At 42.4% G+C, this 22731-nt stretch carries 15 protein-coding genes; 7 read left to right on the top strand and 8 right to left on the bottom strand.

All coding sequences use genetic code 11. The features are described from left to right. Nucleotides 1-8: 8 nt before the first annotated feature. Together V7K50_RS19360 and V7K50_RS19365 are read right to left on the bottom strand one after the other, a co-directional pair. Nucleotides 9-731, bottom strand: coding sequence for a cyclase family protein (locus V7K50_RS19360; RefSeq protein ID WP_334962781.1), 723 nt, complete (start codon nucleotides 729-731; stop codon nucleotides 9-11). A gap of 301 nt (nucleotides 732-1032) precedes the next feature. Next, nucleotides 1033-4386 carry a PAS domain S-box protein gene (locus V7K50_RS19365; protein WP_334962782.1) on the bottom strand — a complete coding sequence of 1118 codons (3354 nt, stop codon included), beginning with the start codon at nucleotides 4384-4386 and terminating at the stop codon, nucleotides 1033-1035. Nucleotides 4387-5166: 780 nt separating this feature from the next. On the opposite strand from V7K50_RS19365, the gene V7K50_RS19370 reads away from it, so the two are divergent. Next, nucleotides 5167-7710, top strand: a complete 2544-nt coding sequence (locus V7K50_RS19370) for a proteasome protein (protein ID WP_334962784.1) — start codon at nucleotides 5167-5169, stop codon at nucleotides 7708-7710. 316 nt (nucleotides 7711-8026) lie between these two features. Here V7K50_RS19370 and V7K50_RS19375 read toward each other — a convergent pair whose 3' ends face one another. After that, a complete protein-coding gene (locus V7K50_RS19375; RefSeq protein WP_334962786.1) occupies nucleotides 8027-9136 on the bottom strand; it encodes a ferrochelatase in 1110 nt (369 codons plus the stop codon). Nucleotides 9137-9710: 574 nt separating this feature from the next. Here V7K50_RS19375 and V7K50_RS19380 point away from each other — a divergent pair. Both V7K50_RS19380 and V7K50_RS19385 read left to right on the top strand, forming a co-directional pair. Further along, complete coding sequence (locus V7K50_RS19380; RefSeq protein WP_334962788.1) at nucleotides 9711-9965, top strand: UPF0175 family protein; 255 nt, start codon at nucleotides 9711-9713, stop codon at nucleotides 9963-9965. Continuing rightward, nucleotides 9958-10443, top strand: a complete 486-nt coding sequence (locus V7K50_RS19385) for a DUF3368 domain-containing protein (protein ID WP_334962790.1) — start codon at nucleotides 9958-9960, stop codon at nucleotides 10441-10443. The genes V7K50_RS19380 and V7K50_RS19385 overlap by 8 nt, the downstream gene beginning before the upstream one ends. Before the next feature lie 75 nt (nucleotides 10444-10518). Here the strand turns inward: V7K50_RS19385 and V7K50_RS19390 are convergent, their stop codons facing one another. Next, complete coding sequence (locus V7K50_RS19390) at nucleotides 10519-10743, bottom strand: WD40 repeat domain-containing protein (RefSeq protein ID WP_334962792.1); 225 nt, start codon at nucleotides 10741-10743, stop codon at nucleotides 10519-10521. A 263-nt stretch (nucleotides 10744-11006) separates the two neighbouring features. On the opposite strand from V7K50_RS19390, the gene V7K50_RS19395 reads away from it, so the two are divergent. From V7K50_RS19395 to ilvB, 3 genes are all read left to right on the top strand, one after another. Continuing rightward, a complete protein-coding gene (locus V7K50_RS19395) occupies nucleotides 11007-11621 on the top strand; it encodes a hypothetical protein (RefSeq protein ID WP_334962794.1) in 615 nt (204 codons plus the stop codon). 83 nt (nucleotides 11622-11704) lie between these two features. Continuing rightward, nucleotides 11705-12967 (top strand): MFS transporter, encoded by a 1263-nt coding sequence (locus tag V7K50_RS19400; RefSeq protein WP_334962796.1) that lies wholly within the window; start codon nucleotides 11705-11707, stop codon nucleotides 12965-12967. A 132-nt stretch (nucleotides 12968-13099) separates the two neighbouring features. Next, nucleotides 13100-14989 (top strand): biosynthetic-type acetolactate synthase large subunit, encoded by a 1890-nt coding sequence (gene ilvB / locus V7K50_RS19405; protein WP_334962798.1) that lies wholly within the window; start codon nucleotides 13100-13102, stop codon nucleotides 14987-14989. Nucleotides 14990-15304: 315 nt separating this feature from the next. Here the strand turns inward: ilvB and ppsA are convergent, their stop codons facing one another. Then, a complete protein-coding gene (ppsA, locus tag V7K50_RS19410) occupies nucleotides 15305-17779 on the bottom strand; it encodes a phosphoenolpyruvate synthase (RefSeq protein ID WP_334962800.1) in 2475 nt (824 codons plus the stop codon). A 296-nt stretch (nucleotides 17780-18075) separates the two neighbouring features. Here ppsA and bioB point away from each other — a divergent pair, with 296 nt between their 5' ends. After that, nucleotides 18076-19083: a biotin synthase BioB gene (bioB, locus tag V7K50_RS19415; RefSeq protein ID WP_334962819.1), complete on the top strand. Its 1008-nt coding sequence runs from the start codon at nucleotides 18076-18078 to the stop codon at nucleotides 19081-19083. Nucleotides 19084-19492: 409 nt separating this feature from the next. Here bioB and V7K50_RS19420 read toward each other — a convergent pair whose 3' ends face one another. The 3 genes from V7K50_RS19420 to V7K50_RS19430 form a co-directional block, all read right to left on the bottom strand. Beyond that, on the bottom strand, nucleotides 19493-20161 hold the full coding sequence (locus V7K50_RS19420; protein WP_334962802.1) for a DUF1345 domain-containing protein: 669 nt from the start codon (nucleotides 20159-20161) through the stop codon (nucleotides 19493-19495). A 331-nt stretch (nucleotides 20162-20492) separates the two neighbouring features. Then, a complete protein-coding gene (locus V7K50_RS19425; RefSeq protein WP_334962803.1) occupies nucleotides 20493-20882 on the bottom strand; it encodes a DUF1499 domain-containing protein in 390 nt (129 codons plus the stop codon). 250 nt (nucleotides 20883-21132) lie between these two features. Beyond that, nucleotides 21133-22731 (bottom strand): putative Ig domain-containing protein (locus tag V7K50_RS19430; RefSeq protein ID WP_334962805.1); only part of this gene is annotated, 1599 nt, incomplete at its 5' end.

Below are 22731 nucleotides of genomic sequence, written 5' to 3' on the forward strand. Positions count from 1 at the left end.
GATAAAAATTAAGGCACTAAGGCCAACACCCCTACAGGAGAACCAGAACCACCACGTAATCTCAGAACTGCGATCGCTAGAGTAGTACCTTTTGGTGGCAGTTGATCCAAATTTGTCAGATTCTCCAACACAATGCGCGGTTGTTCTAAAACTAGGCGGTTAATGGCAAAACTGTTATCCTGTCCAGGGTCTACACCATGAGTATCAATTCCTACTCCAGCTATTTGCCGTTCATTCAGTAAAAATTGAGTCGCATCGCTGCCAAACCCTGGAAAGTGAGCAATTCCTTGAGCATCATGATTCAGGAATGCACTTTTATCAAACCACTTTTTTTGCCAGCCAGTATTCAGTATAACTACGCAGCCATCAGAAATCTCACCGTATTCTTCTTCCCAAGCCAGGATATCAGCAATAGTCAGAGCATAATCAGGATTAACCTCTGTGGCTTGGCAAACATTGATGACTACCGCAGGTACAACCAAAGACTGGGCTGGGTATTGGTCAATTCCCACGGCAGAACGATGAAAACTGTTAGGGGCGTTGATATGGGTAGCGCTATGTTCCCCCAAAGAGAAACGCCGGAGGTAATAGCCATCATTATTTAGTTCCGCCACAGTTTCAAATTCTACTGTGGGATCTCCAGACCATTGGGGAATATCTAGGTCAATTATATGACTTAGGTGGATAACGCGTGTGTAGGTGATACTATTTGGATTTTGGGGTTGTATCATCCCAGCCTTCTATTGTAATTTGTACTCAGGGATTTTTTCAACGGTGCGATGCCTGGATTGGGCTACACCTAAGCAAACATAGTACTACCATTACAACGTTTTTTAATCGATTCAACTGCAACATTACTACTCTTAATTCTTGATAGTAAGAGAAATAATCCCCCCAGCTCGTGTAAATTCTAGGTCATTGAGGGGGTTAAAATATTTATTGCAGCAAAAAGTGAATTGATCTTAGTTAACAACCAATTGGTTAACTTTTAATTAAGTTTAGATCAAGGTTGTGTGATATCTAAGTTGAGACTTACTTTTTTAGTGGAATGACGATGATAAACTCGGCACCTTCTGCCAGTGCCGAAATACACTGGATTTTCCCACCATGTTTGTTGACAACAATTTGGTAGCTAATTGATAACCCCATACCCGTGCCTTTACCCACAGGTTTTGTCGTGAAGAAGGGATCAAATAGACGTTTGCGTACTTCCTCAGTCATCCCTCGACCATTGTCGGCAATGCTAATAATTACACGGTTTTCTTCGATGAAGGTGCGAATGCGAATCTGGGGACAAGTCATTTTTCCTTGGTCACTTGTACTGAGCGTACCCCTCCGGGGAAGCAAGCTACGCGTAGCGTCAGGCAGAGAAGCCGAAGTATTTATCCTTTGTTCACTGTTATTTCCTAATGACAAAGGACTAATGACAAATGACTCTTCTAAAACATCGATCGCATTTGTCAACAGATTCATAAACACCTGATTCATCTGTCCAGCGTGACACATGACTGGTGGTAGGTTGCCGTAGTCTCGGATTACTTGGATTTCGGGATGTCCTGGTTTGGCTTTCAGGCGATTTTGCAACAGCAGCAAGGTGCTATTCATCCCTTCATGAATATCCACTGCCTTGGCACCATCTTCATCAAGGCGAGAAAAATTGCGTAAAGATAGGACAATCTGCCGAATGCGTTCGGCTCCCATCTTCATAGAATCCAGAATTTTGGGCAAATCTTGCTTGAGAAAGTCTAAATCAATGGTGTCAATTTGTTGATCAATCTCTGGTACTGGTGGGTAGTAGTTCTGTTGAAAAAGTTCTACTAAGTGCAGCAAATCCTTGGTATATTCACGGGCGTGGGTAATATTGCCGTAGATAAAATTGACGGGATTATTGATTTCGTGGGCAATACCTGCAACCAATTGTCCTAAACTGGACATTTTTTCAGTTTGAATCAGTTGCGCTTGGGTTTGTTGAAGTTCTAGCAGCGCCGCTTCTAGTTGCTGGGCTTTGTCTTGGGCAGTTTGGGCAGCAATGCGACTTTGGGTGTAAAGTTTAGCTTGGTCAATAGCGATCGCTAGTTGAACTGTAACTGCTTGTAATAATTCTACTTCGTTGTGCAGCCAAGGGCGAAAGCCATTACAATAACCACAGCTAAATGTGCCAATTTCGCCAGATTGGGTGTGTACTGGCAGCGACATAAAGGCAGTAAAACCAAAATCCTGCAAAAACTGTTGTGCTATGGAATCGCCCACAGTCTCAGCATCATCAATGCAGATGATTTCTCCGTTCAAGGTTTTGGCTGCGATTAGTTCGATTTCGGCATCAGTTGCTTCTTTATCGTTAAGCAGACAGGGTAAAAAGGGACTTTTCGCCTCATATACTTTTTCCCAGTATGGTACATCAGTATCTTGTCGATACCAAAAGAAGGCGCAGCGATCGATCTGAAATAAGTTGTGAATCTCCTGCACTGCCGTTTCCACAATGTGATTAAGATCCAAAGAAGCTCGAATTTGATTAGAAAGACGATTAAGTAGTGCTTCTCGCTGGGCGCTTTCTCTGAGTGCAATTTCTGCTTGTTTGCGCTTGATGCCAATGGCAATCTCCTGGGCGGCAAATTCCAGTGCGGTGAAAGTTGATTCTGTCAATGCTTTACGGGCAAACATCGCTATCACCCCTACAGTTTCACCTTCAACAATCAAGGGATAGCCAGCGAAGGCGATCATACCCTCTCGCTGTGCCCACTCTTTGTTACCCACACGGGGATCTGTCTGCACAGAGTTAGTTAGGTGGGGTTTGCCCTCTTCGGCAATCAAACCAATTTTAAATTGACCGACTGGCACACGTTGATGAGGCCCATTAATGTGGGTGTACATCCCCGAACTGACTTGCAACTCCAATACATTGTCTTCTTTGTTCAGCGTCCAGATGCGAGCAAAAGCTGCATCAATATGTTCAACTAAAGCGTCAGTGCAACGGCGCATCATCTTCTGTAAGCTGTCACTCTGGGCAAGGGCTGCGTCTACATCTGCACGAAAATTTGCTAAACGCGCTCTTTCTGCTAGAGCTTCTTCTGCTTGTTTGCGTTCAGTGGTGTCATAACAAATACCAACGAAGTATAAAACATTGCCATTGGCATCTCTAATAGCAGATGAGTTGCTTGTATGCCATCGCCAATTACCATTTTTGTGTTTTACCCGATATTCAATTGCGTCTAGTTTCTTACCTGTTGTCAAAATTCTTTGAAAATAATCGGTATAGATAAATACATCATCAGGATGTATAAGGGGAATAAAGGATTTGCCTTCAATCTCTGCAACCTCATGCCCAAAAAGCTCAGTCCAGTTAGGAGAAACGTAGGAAAATATTCCTTCCAGTGTCAGTGCAAAAATAACGTTATTGGCGTTTTCAAGAATGCTGCGAAATTTCCCATCGCTTTCTATTAATGCTGCTTGAATGTTGTCGCGGGTGTGGCGGACAAGAACTATGATTTGCTGATCTGGTAATGGTAATAACCTCGCTTCAAAATTATTGTTATCTTCTGGTAGGGTTAAGGTATATTCAAAACTGACTTCATATTGAGTTTCCAATACTTGAGTTATTGCTTGCTGGAAGCGATCGCCTACAACAGGGGGTAGGCATTCTCGCAAACTCTTACCCTGACAATCTCCTAGTGGAATATACAGACTCTCCATCAATCCTGGCTTGTAATCCAGAATAGTTCCATCAGCATCAAGACGAAAGTACAAATCAGGAAGCACTTGCAAAATCGCGGCAAATTCTGAGGTTTTTTGGCGTAACTGTACTTCAACTGCTTGGCGTTTTGCAGTTTCAGCTTGCAGTTGCTCTAGTGATTTTTGTCTTCCCGTAATTTTACCTAGGCAGCAAGAGGAATTTGTCGATGGTGAGCAGCTTGGTGTTAGGGAAGCCTGGCTTCCCACTATGGTCAGTTCTGTTATATCCACACAATAACCGATGTAACCGACAAAGCTGCCATCTGCTGCAAATCGTGGCGCAGCTGTATCTAAAATCCAACGATATTCACCATCAGCCCGACGCAGGCGATATTGTCTCTGGAAGGAATCATGGGTCGCAAATGCTCCCAGATAGATATCTTCACATCGCTGTCTATCTTCTGGATGGACGTTGTAAGTCCAGATATTGTCTATCTCCTTTTCTCGCTCAGATGCAGACGCAGGTGTTGTTAGATGTTTTCCGGTAAATTCCAGCCAACTGGAATTGAAGTAACAGTAAAGTGTATTGCATCCAGACATCCAAATCATCAGAGGAGCAGTATCCGCCTGCTGGCAAAATACTTTTTCATCCTGTTGTATTTCTTCCTCATCAACTATGATTTGGCTAACGTAGCTCTGCACCTTTTTAGAAAACACTTTTGCCTGCCTGCTCTGCCTAAATTATTAAGTTAATATTCGGGAAATAGTATTTGTTAATACATGTGTATAATTTCATGCCAATCTATTTTTTATCTTAATACTTTATTTGTTTCTATATATGCAAAAATTCCGGTTTTAATGTAAATAAATTGTAAAAAGACTGAAGCTATTCTTTATGATAAGTTCGCATTTTTGATAAATTTCAAACTACCCATCTCTTAGGGAAGTTGTTTGACTTTGTTTTTATTAAAATCATCGATAAATTCATCTTAGCTATGTAATTGCATTGCCCAAAAACCTGATTTAGCTTCACGAAAACTATATAATTTATTGTGAGTGACTCATATCTTTATAAGAAATTTACAATAATCAAGAATTTCATACTAAATAAATATTGATTTTTTATCAAAAAGAATTCAGCATGAATTAGACTCCTGGCAATAGTATTTTTTCAAGCTAGTTTTGAAGGTTTTTAGTAACGACTTTAGTGCTTAGTATGAACTTTGACCATTCAAAATTCCTGATCTAAAATCGCCAATTAAATGAGAGAAATGCTAAACGTGATATCAACACATTGCAATACAGCAGATTGCGCTCTAATCGAATACACGTAGAGACGTAGCACTGCTACGTCTCTACAAGGTTTTGGGTTTTATATATGTACTTCATTTACCTGAAATCTGCTGTAATGGCTAGCGATGTCTACGACGATCTGCGCTTACGCATTTTATTATGTTATAAAGCTCACAGAAATTCATGTTAGGCGGAAACTATTTTATGGAACCAGATCAACTAGGCCGTTTTAAGGAGTACGGCGAATTCATCCTCCGAAAGATAGATTCTGTGCCCCAGTACCCTTCTCAACAAGAAGATTGGGTTCCAGCTAGTCTTGATGACTGTCTTTTGCGTTTGCGGTCGGCTGCTCAGAAAACTGTAGACCTGGCAACTTCACCTGTGAAAATTGGGGTGATGGGGGAATTCAGTAGTGGGAAAACTTTACTTTTAGGCAGTCTAATTGGATATGCAGATGCTTTGCCAGTGAGTGAAAACCCCACTACAGGTAATGTTACCGCCATACATATCATCCCGCAAGACGACTTTGCAACTACGCAATTAAGTAACTTTACGGTAGAGTATCTTTCTCATGAAGGCGTACACGAGTGTCTACGCTTCATGCTAGGGGAAGCCAATAAACGAACAACAGCAGCCGGACTTCCTCCGATACCAGTATCAAAACTCAACTCTGGGAAAGACATTATTAGCTGGTGTGAAGAAGCATGGAATAGTAGCAACAATTTAGAGTTACGTTATTTACTGCGGGAGTTGGTATTGTTCCTGCGGGCTTATCAAGCTTATGGGGAAGTTATGTGTGGTGGGCACTACCAGATTGATGCCATCACCGCCCGTGAAGGGCTACAGCTAGTCGAACAGCCAATGGCAATCCAAACTCTGAAATTTGAGGATTTACCCCCAGCGCACATCCGATTACCGAGTCCACCCCAAAGGCTACCAACAAAGTTATTACAAAACAGTTTCCCACTGATTCGCCGCGTAGATATCGATGTGAAAATCTCACGGGAAATTTGGGATTTTGCAGGCGCAGCTAAATTTATTCTCATCGACTTTCCGGGATTGGGGGCTGCGAATTCGGGGGCTAGAGATACCTTTTTGTCACTGCGGGAATTGGCAGAAGTACAGACAATTTTGGTATTGCTAAATGGTAAATCTCCAGGGAGCGATCGCGCCAATAAAATCTTCACCATGATGCAGCAGCAGCGACCGGGACAAGACCTGAAAGATTTAATTCTCGTGGGTGTAGGTCGCTTCGATCAACTACCCTTAGACAGCGAGGGTGGCGAAAGAGAACTTGACCAACTGATTGAAAATGGCACACATTTGCAGGAAGAAACGGTTTTCCAAAAACTCAAAGTTCTGCAAACTACCGTTGATGGTGCAGAAGCCTTTACAACCCAAAAAGACCGGATAGTTTTACTGTCGCCATTGTTGGGATTGGCTGAATTGGCAAAACGTTCTACGACAGTGAAAGCCGGCTCACCAGAGTTTTTGGCTAACTTAGACTATCCTGATTACTTAGATCGGTCTAAACGGCTACAAGAAAAATGGGAACGCTTAAGTGAACGGCTGCTAGAATCTGATCCTCGTAGTTATTTAGGCAGACAGTTGGGTTACTTTGGTCAAGATGGGGGACTTAGTAAACTACGGGAATTGATTCAAACCCACGTAGCTACTCATGGTCTGAAGCAACTACATGAAGATACTCGCCGAGCTGCTGATGTGGTGAGCCAGCAACAAGATCACTTGAAGGATATCATAGATGAAATTCACGAGCAAGGTATCCCCACAGGCGATAGCCCCGCTTTTATCGAATTGCGCTTTGTACTCGAAAGCTTGGATAAAATCTATAGGAATTTTCAAAAAGATTTAGGGAAAGAACCACTCAAAGACAGGCGTGGTTTTGTCGTCAGTGATGTAGTAAAAGACGAACTTACCTTTAGAATCCTCAATTGGAACCAGTGGACTTTACTCTTCAACAAAGCCAACAATGGAGCGATCGCTCTGGCAGAATCTAAAGGTGCAGCTGGGAAATTATTTGATCGGGGAAACCGTGTAAATACTTCCGTTCCGACTAAAAGTGATGATTTTTACCCAGTATTTGAGAAAACCGTTAAAGAAGTAGAAGATTTTGCCCGCGATCGCATCCAGCAAGCCGTGGTAGATTTGTTGAACCAATTATCAAATCATATAGCCCCAGAACGCGAACAATTACAGGCATTTTTCCATCCAGAAATGGAACAAGAAATCGAAGAAAAATTTGGTTTTGAAGATGCTGATCTCTTTTACAAATTATTGCTAGGATGCGATCCTAACGAATGGAAAGAGGCAATCATCGCTGAAATCAGTAGCAAAGACAAAACAGTTGCTCCCGAAATCATCTTTCCACTAGCACGTCAAGACGATAAACACAACGTTGGTCAAATCTTTGATTGGGCACCAGAAAAAAGCCAAGGCTTACCCAGATCGAGCAATCACCAACTTTTAGTACTGCGACTGCGAGATGAAATTAATGCTAGTGCTAGCCTTCATCTTGTGCAGTATGTTAGCGAAGTTAATCAGCAAATTAATTCTGAACTAGAAGGCATTTTGGATCAAATTATTCCTAGTCTGCAAAATCTTTCAAAAAAAGAAACTTTACTGAGATATTTGGCGGCTAGGGAATTGCCATCTGAGATAGAAATTCCTACTTGGTTGCAGATTCTTTCAGAAATTTCCGATGTTTCTGACTCAGATGATTTGAAATGAGCTAACTCAGAAAATGAATGATTAAGTTACAAAAAATCCCACGCTTCAAGGCGTGGGAGTATTAAGGTAATTCGTAGTTGTTAGCTAAAACACATCTAATTTGCATATTAAGATTTTCTCAACATCTTCTGGGGTGGGCAACATGAGCGCCTTGATTATGCAACTTGCAGCAGTTTTCATGTATTTGAACCACATCTGTCGTAGGGGCACAGCAATGCTGTGCCCCTACCGCGTGGTCTATTTACCTGAAAATAGCTGTAAATGCCGATTAGCTTAATCAGTGCTTGCTTTGTCCCTCTTAATTACTAATTACGAATTAATGATGGTGGTGATGATGCCCTGCTAGTTGCGGATTAACTGCCAAAGTTTCCTCTGACAGCAACTCTGCAATATGAGCATCAGCCCATTGAGCCGCCATTGCCAAAAATTCTGGATGGTCGTTGACACAAGCCATTTGTACGTAGTTTGTACCAGGATGCTGTTTTTCTAAAGCATGGATGATGTGGTGTACATCCAATAGAGTTTCGTGGTTTTCTGTAGCAAAGCCAATTGGCATAAAAATTACCACTTTTGCACCCAATTGAATCAGGTTATTTGCTGCTTGCTCTGCATTTGGCTGTGTCCAATCAATTAGGGGTGTGTCATGGTTGAGCCAACCCACGGAGATTAAAGGATAACGATTAATCAACTTATCCCGAATTAAATCGTACATTGCTTCACTTTCGGCAATCCCAGAAGTAAAGCCTTTAGCTTTATGGGGACAGCCGTGGTTCATTAACACAATACCGATTTGAGAAGGGAGATAAGCTCCGGCTAACTCAGCAATTTTCTCTTCAACCAGATGAGCCATCAAATCGATGTAAGCTGGTTCGTTGAAGAAAGAAGGAATGTAGCGCTGTGCTTTAACCCAGTGTTCTTCACCATCAGTCAACTCAACCAGAGCGTTGTTAACTTGCTCGATCGCAATCCCACTGGTAAAGATAGAATCAACTACCAGTAGTGGGTAAATCAGCAGCTTATCGAAGCCTTGGTTTTTGACTTCTGCTAAAACTTGATTGGGTAGAAAAGGGGCGCAGAAGTTGAAAGCCTTGAAAACTTGGATATTATCGCCCCATTTTTCTTGTAAATTCTTCTCAATCCCAGCACGCTGCTGTTCAAAAATGGCGTTGTGTGGGGAAATAAAATCGTGGTGTGTGTGTCCCCACTCGTGGCGGTCAAATAGTGCCAAAAGCTTTGCCAGGGGGGGATAAATCCAGGTTGGTACTGGTGCAAATTTTGCTGTAAGTAGATTTAAAGCCTGTTCGTTATAGTTGGCGAAATCTTCATAGCTTTCGACTTCGCCGTAGCCCATGAGCAATACGGCTACACGGTCTTTACCTGATAGATGCTCGTGAGTATGTTGTACTTTTTCCGGCGTGGCAACCACAATGAGTTCCTCAATATAAGCAGAGTGCAGAGAGACATGACGTTAGGGAATACCTTAAATATTTTCCCTACTAGTAAAATATTATCCCATCCAGGGGGATAGGATAGGTGGAAAAATCAAGATAATACATCAAAAGATATACAAAACTTACGTGGGGCATTGAAAATTGAATCAATGCCCCATCTTTAATAATCGCCATTAGATGTCCTCCTCTGGAGAAGATGAGGGAATTTCATAGCATCAATGAAATTTTGTCTATCATCAGATAGTGTCAAAAATGAGTTAATCACAGTAATTAGGGTTTTGTATAAATATTCTAGTTTAGAAGTTACAGAGTTAAGTAATTTAAAAATAAAACCTATTTCTAAACGCAAGTGTAAGAAAATGTCTAAGTGTAAGAGTTGCAAGAGATGGTGATTAAGATATAACAGGAAAACAAAAGGTTAGAAATTGAGAATAAAAGATTGAGATTGCATATAGTAAATCAAGAATTTATGCAAATGATCGCTTATTTTTTTGCAGTTATAGTAAATTAATGTTAGCCTAAAAATAACCTGGAGAACCAACTGATTTCATGACAATAAAGATTAATATTGAACTTCCAAATGATGTTTTTTCCGCACTCCGCAGTAACCCAGAAACCTTTGTTCAGGAAATGCGTTTAGCAGCTGCTGTCAAATGGTATGAAGTTGGTATAGTTTCCCAATCTAAGGGTTCTGAAATCGCAGGAGTCAGTCGTCACCAATTTCTAGAAGCACTCAATCGTTATAACGTTTCACCTTTCCAGGTGACTCCAGAAGAATTAGCAGAGGAGTTAGAACGTGACTAGGCGATGGGTTGTGAATGCTTCTCCATTGATTGTACTGGCTAAGATTAATCAGGTTCATCTGCTTTTTGAACTTTGTGATGAAGTTATTATTCCTAGTGGTGTGGTTCGGGAAATCTCCGTTGCACCGGATAATGATCCTGCAAAGTTCTCGATTTTGAATGAAGGATCTAGCTATGTTCGAGATTTAGAACAAGTTGATTCAATGATTGCAGCGTGGGATCTTGGTTTAGGAGAAAGTCAAGTTCTTACCTGGATACATAACAACCCAGGCTATGAAGCAATTTTGGATGATCGGGCGGCAAAAATTGCCGCACTTGCTTTAGGGATGCTTACCAGAGGAACTTTAGGTGTGATTTTACTAGCAAAACAAGAAGGTAGGATAAAAGTTGCTAGACCAATTTTTGAACAACTGATTCAGATTGGGTTCAGAGTTAGTACACAAGTTTTGGAGTCAGCACTTAGACTTGTTGGTGAATAGTGCGATCTTGTAGTTTCCCGCCAATATCGCTCTCATCAATCACATACTGAAAGTGCGATCGCATTACTCCATTCATCAGGTTAAATCTTCCTTTTGCTGCCATACTGCGATCGTGCCATCACTATAACTACTCACTAAAACTTCTCCATTACCACTGAAATCAAGCGAGGTGATCTTATACAAGGTTTGTTGAAGAGTACAAGTCTTGCTGCCAGTTTCTACATCACGAAGTTCAATACTGAACACACCATTGGCAAACTCACTAAACGCTAGGGTTTGTCCATTGGGGCTGAAAGCCAAGCAGCCTCCCAAATCTTGATTATGACGATAAATTGTGCGTATTTTTTCTCCAGAGCTAACTTGCCATAATGTGATGTTGGCGATTGCTGTGACTGCTAAAATTTCGCCATTTGGGCTGAAGAGTACTGGATCGGGATATCCAGGATCGGTATCGCCTTCACGATTCTCAGTATAGCAAGGCTATAAAAATTTAGTAGCAGAATTAATTCCTAATGTTTAAGTGGTAGCAGATAGATTTCATGTGATGAAAGGTAATATTAAAAATGAGTATAATTATTTGCCCTGGAATTCATGAGCCAGAATTAACTGAAAGCTTTAGAGTCGGATTGTTAGATTTAGTTTCTCATGGCGCGATACCTGCGGTGAGCTACGCTAACGCACCCAATTCCGCAAATATACTGATTTATCCGGGTAAAGATGTTTTGGTTTTATCAGCCTTGCACATTTTGCAATTTTTGCGCGTTAGCGTAGCTCACCGCAGGTATCCCTTGACCAACTCTCCAGAATCATCAATTATATTCATTAGCTTCAGTGCTGGCGTAGTCGGGGCAATAGGGGCAGCGCATTTGTGGCAACTCTTGGGTGGTTGTGTCAAAGCATTTATTGCTATAGATGGATGGGGAGTACCACTACAGGGGAATTTCCCTATTCATCGGATGAGTCATGATTATTTCACCCATTGGAGTTCATGTTTGTTAGGTAATGGACAAAATAACTTTTATGCTGATCCCGCAGTTGATCATTTGTTGATTTGGAAATCTCCCCAAACTGTACAAGGCTGCTGGGTAGATTCTTCCATTGAAATTATTCCACCCAAAGGTCGTCTGACAGCAGCTGAATTTTTGCTTATGCTGTTAAAGCATTATGAAGCAAATTAATCCGGACAATGGAGTAAGTACACAGGAGTTAGTCATTAGTCATTAGTTCCCCACTCCCCATCTACCCAAAAAAAAGTATCTAAATGTTTCCAACTGAACCAGCTGCTGTTAATAACGGGTTTGGCGCACTGTTCAAAAACCGTGGTTTTATGCTCCTGTGGATTGGGCAACTGCTGTCCCAGTTAGCAGATAAGGTCTTCTTCGTTTTGCTGATTGCTCTCTTGGAGAACTACCCACCGCTTCCTGGGTTGGCACAAAACTCGATGTACTCAACCTTGATGCTGTCGTTTACAATACCAGCAATTTTGTTCGGCTCTGCTGGTGGCATCTTTGTTGACCGCTTGCCAAAAAAGCTGATTATGGTCGGTTCAGATGTCGTGCGGGGAATATTAACGTTGTGTCTCCCTTTGTTACCACGACACTTTCTAATTCTGTTAATCCTGACTTTTGCCATTTCCACGGTGACGCAGTTTTTTGCACCAGCCGAACAAGCAGCGATTCCCTTATTGGTGAAGCGAGAGAATTTGTTGGCAGCCAATGCACTGTTTACCAGTACGATGATGGGAGCTTTAATTGTTGGCTTTGCGATCGGAGAGCCGATTTTGAGTTTGGCGAAAAGCTGGATGGGAGAAGAATACGGTCAAGAGCTTGTGGTTGGTGGATTATACATATTATCGGCTGCGATTATGCAGCCAATTAAGTTTAAAGAAGACAAACCCCACCGGGAACATCGGGCATCAAATAACCCTTGGGCTGAATTTACCGAAAGCCTACGCTATCTCAAAAAAAACCCTTTGATCTTGAATGCTATGCTGCAACTGACAACTTTATATTGTGTATTTGCAGCCTTAACTGTGCTGACAATTCGATTAGCCGAGGAGTTTGGTTTAAAAGAAAAACAGTTTGGCTTTTTCTTGGCAGCCGCAGGGGTGGGTATGGTATTTGGTGCAGCAATTTTAGGCCATTGGGGTGAGAAATTGCATCACAAGCCTCTACCTTTAATTGGATTTTTGATGATTGCACTAGTTTTAGGTGTATTCACTTTTATGCACAACTTGTTGCTGGCGCTAGCACTCTGTGCATTTTTGGGTGTAGGTGCTGCCTTAATTGGTGTACCCATGCAAACTTTAATTCAACAGCAAACACCACCTACCATGCACGGTAAAGTATTTGGCTTTCAAAATCATGCCGTCAACATCGCTCTGGCGTTACCTCTGGCCATTACTGGGCCATTAACTGATGCTCTGGGCTTGAGATTTGTGCTTGTCGGAATGAGTGTTGTTGTGGTGGTTGTCGGTGTTTGGGCTTGGAAAAATACCCGCAAAGTCTTGCAAGATGTAATTTAACTAATGTAGGCTAATAATCTAGCTTTATATTGAATATAAAAATTAATCAGATTTTGATTGAACTTTTCAATTAAAATGAAATCTTAACTACAGAATTCAGCATTAACTTTAGCTATAGTCTGAGGTTTGACCGTGCGATCGCTTGACCAAATTAGTCTCCCCCAAACTGAGAATCAGAAACAGTCCCGTATTTCTAGCCCGCCAGTGGTGCCCAAACGTGCATCTGGCGGTTTTGCTCTCCTTGACAGCCTTCATCGCCACGGCGTTGATTATATTTTTGGTTATCCCGGTGGAGCAATTCTGCCAATTTACGACGACCTGTATAAGGTAGAAGCAACTGGTGCTATGAAGCACATTCTCGTCAGACACGAACAAGGTGCAGCCCACGCTGCTGATGGTTATGCCCGTGCCACGGGGAAAGTCGGAGTGTGCTTTGGTACTTCTGGCCCAGGAGCAACTAACTTGGTGACAGGCATCGCCACCGCCTACATGGATTCGATTCCGATGATTGTGGTGACAGGACAGGTAGCACGTCCGTCCATTGGTACAGATGCCTTTCAAGAAACTGATATTTACGGAATTACACTGCCAATTGTCAAGCACTCTTATGTAGTGCGTGACCCCAAGGATATGGCGCGAATTGTGGCTGAAGCCTTCCACATCGCTAGTACTGGGCGTCCGGGACCAGTTTTGATTGATGTCCCCAAAGATGTAGCTTTAGAAGAATTTGACTATATACCTGTAAAACCAGGTTCAGTGAAGTTACGCGGTTATCGTCCCACCGTGAAGGGAAATCCCCGGCAGATTAATGCTGCGATCCAGTTGATTGCTGAAAGTCGTCGTCCCCTATTGTATGTGGGTGGTGGTGCGATCGCAGCTGGTGCCCATGAAGAAATCAAAGAACTAGCTGAATTATTCAACATCCCTGTCACCACAACCTTAATGGGGATCGGTGCATTTGACGAACATCATCCCCTAGCTTTGGGAATGTTGGGGATGCACGGTACCGCTTACGCTAACTTCGCCGTTAGTGATTGTGACTTGCTGATTTGTGTCGGCGCTAGATTTGACGATCGCGTTACAGGTAAATTAGATGAATTTGCCTCCCGCGCTAAAGTAATTCACATCGATATCGATCCCGCAGAAGTCGGGAAAAACCGCGTTCCCGAAGTGCCCATCGTTGGCGATGTGCGGAACGTCTTAGTAGACTTGTTGCGTCGCTGCCAAGAAACAGGCGTTAAAGCTACACCGAATCAAAACCAAGACTGGTTAAATTTAGTTAACCGTTGGCGTGAAGAGTATCCTCTCATCGTGCCGCACCATCCCGACAGCATTTCACCCCAAGAAGTGATCGTAGAAGTCAGTCGCCAAGCACCCCACGCTTTCTACACCACAGATGTCGGACAACATCAAATGTGGGCAGCACAATTTCTGAAGAATGGCCCAAGGCGCTGGATTTCTAGCGCCGGTTTGGGAACGATGGGTTTTGGCTTACCTGCGGCAATGGGCGCGAAAGTAGCGTTTCCTGATGAAGAAGTCATCTGTATCAGTGGTGATGCTAGCTTCCAAATGTGTTTGCAGGAGTTGGGAACACTTGCACAATATGGGATAAATGTCAAAACATTAATCATTAATAACGGCTGGCTAGGGATGGTGCGTCAGTGGCAGCAAGCCTTCTATGGTGAGCGTTACTCATCCTCAGATATGGAAGTAGGGATGCCAGACGTAGAGTTATTAGCAAAAGCTTATGGCATTAAAGGCATGGTAATCCGCGATCGCAGTCAATTAAAAGATGCGATCGCCGAAATGCTGGCACACAAAGGCCCTGTGATTGTGAATGCCCTTGTCACCAGAGAGGAAAACTGTTATCCAATGGTAGTCCCTGGCAAGAGCAACGCTCAAATGGTCGGCTTGCAGAAGCAAGGGACGAAAGCTGCACCAGAGCCAGTGTATTGTAGCCACTGCAATGCCAAAAATGCTCCTACCCATAACTTCTGCGCTGAGTGTGGGACAAAGTTGTAACGCTTTTTGATAATTCAGACCACAAAGGCAGGGAAGTAGGGGTTAAAGAAAGGCGATCGCGGACTCTTCCCGGAGGGCGTAGCCCGTTGTAGACATCGCCATTATAAAATTCAGATGGATTCAACGTAGGTTGGGTTGACTTGACATCCTCACCGGACTGAAGCAACGGTGATTCTGGAGTAATAAGTAATAAGTAATGAGTAATGAGTAAGAATATTCACTTATTACTTATTACTTATTACTCATTACTTTAAAGCATTGCGTGAAGCACGTAGCTCTAAACCCATTTTTTCGGTAAGGAAACCCAACTTGCATTTAATGCACATTGACACCCTCGACTTTTGCCACTTCCAGCATCGTCTTTAAAACTGAATCTGGATTCAGACTAATCGAGTCAATTCCCTGTTCAACCAAAAACTGGGCAAATTCTGGGTAATCGCTGGGTGCTTGTCCACAAATGCCGATTTTGCGGTGATGTTTTTTTGCAGCTTTTATAGCCATTTTCACCATTTCCTTGACAGCCGGACTGCGTTCATCAAACAATCTCGCTACCAACGCCGAATCTCTGTCTATACCTAGTGTTAGCTGAGTTAAATCATTAGAACCAATGGAGAAGCCATCAAATACTTCAGCAAAGTCCTCAGCCAGAATAACATTACTCGGCAACTCGCACATCACATAAACTTGCAAGTCGTTAACACCTTGCTTTAAACCATTTTTTGCCATCTCTGCCAAAACCAAACGCCCCTCATCAGGAGTGCGACAAAAAGGAATCATCGGGATCACATTCGTCAAACCCATATCTTCCCGTACCCGCTTGATGGCTTGACATTCTAGGGCAAAAGCTTCCCTGTAGCCTTCATCATAGTAACGCGCTGCACCTCGCCAACCTAGCATAGGGTTTTCTTCATGGGGTTCAAACTGTCGGCCACCTAACAAATTGGCATATTCATTACTTTTGAAATCTGACGTTCGGACAATCACTGGTTTGGGATAAAATGCCGCCGCAATTCTACCGATGCCTTGGGCTAATTTATCTACAAAATACTGGGGTTTATCGTCGTAAAGTGAGGTAATTTCAGCAATTTTAGCTTTGACAAATTCATCTTTTAACAATTCATAATGAATCAATGCCATTGGATGAATTTGAATTTGGTTAGCGATGATAAATTCTGTCCGCGCTAAACCTACGCCATCGTTGGGAATTGCCGATAAACTTAATGCTTCTTGGGGATTACCCACATTCATTAAAATTTGAGTGCGGGTGCGCGGTAAGTTTTCTAAAGGGACTTCTTCAACCTCAAAAGGTAATAACCCTGCATAAACTTTTCCTTCTTCTCCTTCAGCGCAAGAAATTGTTACCTCTTGACCAGCTTTTAAGATTTCCGTACCATTACCGCATCCCACGATCGCAGGTACACCCAATTCTCGCGCAATAATTGCTGCATGGCAGGTTCGTCCCCCAGAATTGGTGACAATTGCACTGGCGCGTTTCATAATTGGTTCCCAATCGGGGTCAGTTCTCTCTGTCACCAAAACTTCCCCAACTTGGAACTGTTCGAGTTTCTGAACATCTAAAATTAGACGTACTTTTCCTTGACTAATTGCTTCCCCAATGGCACTTCCCGTAACAAGGGGGATTGGGGATTGGGAAGATTTTTCCCCATTGCCGATTCGATTCGCCAATAACAACCGATAACTCCGCAACACATTTCCCGTCTTCTGCGACTGGACGGTTTCGGGACGCGCTTGCACAATAAAAAGTTCGTTCGTAATGCCATCTTTGGCCCACTCGATATCCATTGGGGTGGGAATACCGTGGACTTGAGAATAATGGTCTTCAATTAAACACGCCCAATTTGCTAGTTGTAAAATCTCTTCATCACTCAGGGCAAATTTACCTCTTTCGCTGGCCGAAACCGAAACATTTTTCGTAAATTTGGAGCCGTCATCATAAATCATTTTCAGTTCTTTACTGCCCAATTTTTTATCGATAATTGGGCGGAAACCAGCTTTTAAAGTTGGTTTAAAAACATAATATTCATCGGGATTTACAGACCCCTGGACAACATTTTCACCTAAACCGTAAGCGGCTGTAATTAGTGCCGCATCCTTAAAGCCGGTTTCTGTGTCAATGGAGAACATCACTCCAGATGTTGCTAAGTCAGAGCGCACCATTTTTTGCACACCTACAGCCAGAGCAATGCTAAAATGGTCAAATCCCTTCGTGTGGCGATAAGAAATAGCGCGATCGGTAAATAGGGAAGCAAAGCATTTATGACAAGCTGCTAAAACTCCTTGGACACCGACAACATTGAGGTAAGTTTCTTGCTGTCCGGCAAAACTAGCATCGGGTAGGTCTTCAGCAGTGGCGCTAGAACGGACTGCAACATCTGTCTCTGCATGGTATCGTTCACAGAGACTATGGTATGCTGTGGCGATCGCTTCCCGCAATTCTACAGAAAATGGGGTGTGGATTAATAGCGATCGCGCTTTTTTCCCGCGTTCTCGTAAATTTTTGACATCCTCAACATCTAAATCTGCAAAGAGTTTGCGTAGCTTTGCCTCTAACCCTGCTGATTTGATGAAATAACGATAAGCGTAAGCAGTGGTGGTGAATCCGGTAGGAACGTTAATGCCTTTGGGCGTTAACTGCTGAATCATTTCCCCCAGTGAGGCGTTTTTACCACCAACTACAGGGATATCAGCAATCCCAATTTCATCAAACCAGAGAATGAGCGATCGCTCTTGGGAAAATTGAGATAAAGTGCTTCTAGATACTGTAGCCATAAATATTACCTTTTAAACTTAATACTCGATTCGTTAGTACGTAACCGCTAGTATATTTTTCCCCTATTAAATTTGAGATTTATAAAATGCAAAGCTATGGTGAATAAAAATTAACAATTGTTCGGCTTAATAGCTGCATCAAAATACCCGATGGTGCCAATTAGAACGACTGCTGAAAATTGCAGAATATCAGCTAACTGAATACAGCACTGATGCCCGTAAAATTGAAAAAATGCGCCGTAAAATAGGTTTAACATGCGAGGTTCAATAACCTAGTCTACAAGAAGGATAGTGATCTGGTGGGAATACGCTACGATTGGCAGGAATTAGAGATTAGGGCGATATACAACACGCCATTGCTAGAGCTGATTTATCAAGCTGCTAGCGTGCATCGCCAATATCATGACCCAACAAAAATCCAAGTTTGTAAGCTGATATCGATTAAAACCGGAGGTTGTCCAGAAGATTGTAGCTACTGTGCCCAATCTTCCCGCTATCAAACAGAGGTAAAGGCGCAAGCACTCCTAGAAAAGGAAACAGTAGTTAACATCGCCCAGAAAGCTAAAGAAACTGGTGTTAGTCGCATTTGCATGGGTGCTGCTTGGCGGGAAGTACGGGATAACTCACAATTTGAAGAAGTCCTGGAAATGGTCAAGGATGTGACTGCAATGGGTTTAGAAGTGTGCTGTACTCTGGGGATGTTGACGGCAAATCAGGCTAGGAAATTGGCAGAAGCGGGACTTTACGCCTACAACCATAACTTAGATACCTCACAGGAATATTACAGCACAATTATTACCACGAGGACTTATAGCGATCGCTTAAACACAATTGAGAATGTCCGTCAGACGAATGTGACTGTATGTTCTGGTGGTATCCTGGGTTTGGGCGAAACTGTCGATGACCGTGTTGGTATGTTACAAACTTTGGCAAACTTACATCCCCATCCAGAGTCCGTACCGATTAATATTCTCTCCCAAGTACCGGGCACACCCTTAGAAAATCAGCCTGATGTCCCCATTTGGGATATTGTGCGGATGATTGCCACAGCTAGAATTTTAATGCCAGCTTCTGATGTGCGTCTTAGTGCTGGTAGGGCAAGACTTTCTCAGGTTGAACAAGCTTTCTGCTTTATGGCAGGAGCCAATTCGATCTTTTCTAGCGACGACAACAAGATGTTGACGGTGACAACTCCCTGTCCAGATTATGATACTGACCGAGAAATGCTGAATTTACTTGGTTTGGGAATGCGTCCACCTTCCCAAAGAGAGGAGAAAGTAGTAAGTCCGGCTGTTGTGGGATAAATATCTTCTTGTGGAATGGGCGAGATGCCATTGGTATCAAAGAGTGCCTCGGCTTAGGCTTGAACTGGTTTTACTGGGGATTGGGGACTTTTAGAGGATGTTTTAAAAGTGGTTGGCTGTAATTTTAGGTACTTGTTGATCCCCCTAACCCCCCGCTCAATTGGGGGGAACCGGATCAAAGTCCCCCAATTGAGCGGGGGATTTAGGGGGATCTAAAACGTTTTGCTACTGACAAGAGGACTTTTAAAACATCCTCTTAATATAAGTATCTAGATTCAGATGCCAACCAAATCTTAAAGCAATTTCTTGCCCAGTCCCCAATCCCCAATACTTCGGCTTCTCTACGAGACGCTACGCGTAGCTTGCTTCCCCGAAGGGGTACGCTCAGTACAAGTCCCCAATCCCCAATTCAAATGAGCGATGCAATGATATTAATACTCATAGCTAAAATGGTAGTATTGAAAAAGAAGGATAATATGCTATGTAACAGAGTCAAGCGCCTCATATCGGGTGATGTTGTCTGCACATCTGAAACTTGGCTAGTCATGCCAACTACAAAAGAATAATATAAAAATTCCCAGTAATCTGGATTCTCATTATTAGGAAAATCTAAACCTCCGGTGATTTCTTCACTATGACGATGATTAATATATTTGTAATAGCTGTGTGCATATTGCACTGCAAACATTGTATGTACTAATAACCAGGAACCGACAATGGTCATAATTGAAAGTATGACGTGTAGGATAAGCAGAATTGTTGACAACCCTTTTTTATCAGTTAGTAAAAACCCAATGGCTAAAACACTCGCACAAGCCGCAGCAATCACTAGCATGAATATAGCCAAATGTCCTTCATATTCACTCTCAGAATAACGGCGGATTTTTTCTGGGGTAGCCCTGATCATTTTCCACCAGGTTATGGCTAAGAAGAAGTCAATTCCAGAGTTCCAAGCGCAGAGAATGCGAGTTGGTAAGTGCAGCCAAGACGGAAGGATTACTGAAACTAATACAGCCAGTCCGATAGCAATTATTAATCGGGGTCGGGAGTCGAAGTTTTTAAATAAATTAAGTTTCACAAATATTACGATCGCAGATATTATCTAGTCTGGTTTAACTAATTCTAATTCCTAGTTTTCGGTGAAACACCACATCAAATAGACATCTCCAGAAATTAAATATGCGTTATCCAGAACCCTTGTACAGACGTAGCAGTGCTACGTCTCTTTTTCACCAAATGTCTAATTGTAAAATAAATGGTTGGTGTTTAAGCTAATCGTCATTCCAATTGCATCTTTGCGTCACCGCGTATCACCATCTTTGTAACGATTTAAAACACTCAGCTTAAAAACGGATCAACTTACTTGTTGGGCTATAAATCCTCAGCTAATTAAATTTACGAATTACGAATTACTTTAACTTAGCTCTAATCGTCTCTACTCTTTGACGATTGACACCTAAATCGCTCTGACCTAAGCGTGAGGCTGAACGCACTTGGATAACATTAGCATTTCTGTCTAGATAGAATTCTACATCATCTACAAATCCCAGTAAAGCACTTTTAAATTCTGCATATAAATAATCTTTACTTTCGGTAATGATTTTAGTTCTTGGTAAGGACTGAATAATCTTTTTAAGATTAGCGATTGATTGATCTGGGGTAGATGTAAAAGTCAACGGTGCAATCTTGTGGGTTGCATTTGTACTTTGACTGGAAACACAGTTAGGAGAGTTAGGGCAGGATGCTAATTTACCGTTGCTAACACCTAAATTATTCGGTCGTTTGCCAGCAAAAACCATAATTATGTCTCCGGGTAAGTGAATAAGTCTACTCTCACACATTTGTTTCAATCAGTGTAATACTTTGCGGCGATCGCATCTTCTGGCAAATGACAGATTCACTAAAACATCGGTGCGATCGCTCTATATATAGAACTCATGTTTGATTTTTGAAATACATCCTACATATACGTAGATTTTTTCAAAAAATAAAGCCTGTATTCATTAGCTTACAGGTTTTATTAGTACATTCATACCGCGTAATTTGAGACTAAGCGATACTCAAATTAACTCGGACAATCAAATCGTTGTAATCTTTATCGCCGCCATTTGCCAAATCCTCAAAGCCAAAAGCGTTATTCCCTAACAGGCGAATATGATCCGCTTTGTCGGTCTTAGCGCCCAAGAATGAGAAGTAAACTGCCGGATCGTTATTGGGATTGCGATCAAGAATTGCATCAGTCCCGGCATTAACGATGAGAAAGGGGGCGAAAATAGCACCAGGTTGGAAAGTACCTGCGAAATTCCCTGTACCTTGGTTAGCCACACTCAAATCAATACCAGCAACACGGTTACTAATAGCTGCTTGAGTATAACCTGCTTGTCCAACAAGCACATCTGCTTTACCATCGCCATTGGTATCAATACCACCATTTTGATCAGTTACCTGATAAAAGCCGACAAAGTTGTTAAAAGCTGCTTCTCTATGAATCACAAAGTCGGCTTTCACCAATTGTGTTACATCCCGCAAATCAATCATTTCGGCTTCAGATTTTCCTTGAAGACTGATACCTAGAGGTGGGTTTTGATCTGTTGCTTCAATCTTAATAGCCAAATTCTGGAAATTGAGAGAGAACCCTCCATTGTCCACATTCGTACTTGAGGAAAAAAGCACCTGAGAAAACGAGCTTTGTCCAGATAGCACCGCCTGAGTAGTGCTACTAGGTATTAAATAAAATCTCAGATTACTCTCAGAATTAAATTCCAGTAGAGTTGTCAGATCGCTAGGATTAAAGCCATTGGGCAGTTTGGCAAGAGATGAGAAAAGCACCGTTGCTCTTTGGAGAGCTACTTCGGTGTAATTTGCTGCACCGGGCGCTATGCCGTCAATCCTACCTTCTGCATCGTCAACGACAAACACACCCACTTCATTAACTTCTTGAGAAGTGTTGCTTTTAATCTTGACTGAGAGTTTGGCTTTTTCATCGTTAACTTGACTTTTGATAGTAAAGATATCACCTGTAATTCTTGTGAGTAGGCTGGTTGGTTCGATAATAGAAGTAGTCTTCTGGGCAACTGTGAGTGCAAACACATCACTAACTTGAGCAAGAACCGGATCTGTGGCAATAACTTTAATGTTCAAGCTACCCACATTATTATTCGTAGGAATGCCACTGAAAGTGCGCTTATTAGCATTGAAGGTTAACCAACTGGGTAGGGGATCGCCGTTCTCTAAGGTAGCAGTGTAGGTTAGGGTATCTTCAAGATCCACATCGCTAAAGGTGTTTTCAGGGATGATGAAGTTAAAGGTAGTTTCTGCTGTGGCTTTTTGGTCAGCGATCGCCTGATCTACAATTGGTGCATGATTGACATCAACAACTGTCAGTACAAAAACATCACTGACTTCATCCCCAGAAAGATCATTGACAGTGACTTTGATATTCTGCTTACCCAAATCCGCCACCGCAGGAGTACCACTAAAATTCTGGGTAGCAGGATTAAAAATTAACCAACTGGGGAGTGGATCGTCGTTTTCTAGGGTTGCAGTGTAGGTAAGGCGATCGCCAGCATCGACATCCCGAAAGGTGTTGTCTGGGATAATGAAATTAAAAACCGTGTCTTCTGTTGCTTGTTTGTCACCAATTTCATT

Source organism: Nostoc sp. (assembly GCF_036917135.1).
Taxonomy (GTDB): Bacteria; Cyanobacteriota; Cyanobacteriia; order Cyanobacteriales; family Nostocaceae; genus Nostoc.